Annotated in this window: 1 rRNA gene; it reads left to right on the plus strand. The window is 55.0% G+C overall.

The window, feature by feature from the left end:
• Positions 1 to 502 (plus strand): 16S ribosomal RNA (locus tag C170_RS21685); the annotation flags it as partial.
• Positions 503 to 513 lie beyond the last annotated feature (11 nt).

A 513-nucleotide genomic window follows, 5' to 3' on the forward strand; every position in this document is an offset into this window, starting at 1 on the left:
AGACAGGTGGTGCATGGTTGTCGTCAGCTCGTGTCGTGAGATGTTGGGTTAAGTCCCGCAACGAGCGCAACCCTTATATTTAGTTGCCAGCACTTCGGGTGGGCACTCTAGATAGACTGCCGGTGACAAACCGGAGGAAGGTGGGGATGACGTCAAATCATCATGCCCCTTATGACCTGGGCTACACACGTACTACAATGGCCGGTACAACGGGCTGCGAAATCGCGAGATGGAGCCAATCCCAACAAAGCCGGTCTCAGTTCGGATTGCAGGCTGCAACTCGCCTGCATGAAGTCGGAATTGCTAGTAATCGCGGATCAGCATGCCGCGGTGAATACGTTCCCGGGTCTTGTACACACCGCCCGTCACACCACGAGAGTTTATAACACCCGAAGTCGGTGGGGTAACCGCAAGGAGCCAGCCGCCGAAGGTGGGATAGATGATTGGGGTGAAGTCGTAACAAGGTAGCCGTATCGGAAGGTGCGGCTGGATCACCTCCTTTCTATGGAGAAT

The sequence above is a fragment of the Paenibacillus sp. FSL H7-689 genome, assembly GCF_000517905.1.
In the GTDB taxonomy this organism is placed as follows: domain Bacteria; phylum Bacillota; class Bacilli; order Paenibacillales; family Paenibacillaceae; genus Paenibacillus; species Paenibacillus amylolyticus.